The 417-nt window shown below is 67.1% G+C and carries 1 protein-coding gene; it reads right to left on the reverse strand.

Annotated features, from left to right (window positions below; translation table 11 throughout):
• A partial coding sequence (locus FXF52_RS41300) for a hypothetical protein (RefSeq protein ID WP_222870975.1) occupies positions 1-404 on the reverse strand: 404 nt, incomplete at its 3' end.
• Positions 405-417 lie beyond the last annotated feature (13 nt).

Genomic DNA, 417 nt, shown 5'->3' on the forward strand with positions numbered 1-417 from the left:
TGAGCGTCGGCTGTGGCGGGGTTGGCCTGTTGTAGTTCGTGCACCAGAGTGTCGATGTGATCTTGCGGGAGTCCGAGGGCTTGGCGTGCCTGGTAGCGTCCCCGGGCCAGTAGTCCGGTATCGAAGTCATAGCGCAGGTCGTCGATGTCGAGGTCGGTGAGGTGTCCGAGGTGGGTGACGAGGCCGGCGGTGAACCAGCGGGCGGCCTGCTGCGGGTAGCCGTGTTCGGCCAGGGCCTCGCCGATGACGCTGAACACCTCGGGATCTTGTGGGCGGAGTCTGCGCGCTTCGGTGATCATGGCCATGGCCTCGTTGTGGCGGTGCCGGTCGAGCAGGAACGAGGCGTAGGCGGCCTGGGCGGTGCCGGGTTCGGCGTCTTCGATGTCGAGCGCGTCGCGGAACATCTGCTCGGCCAGG

Source organism: Micromonospora sp. MP36 (genome assembly GCF_008119785.1).
Classification (GTDB): Bacteria; Actinomycetota; Actinomycetes; order Mycobacteriales; family Micromonosporaceae; genus Micromonospora.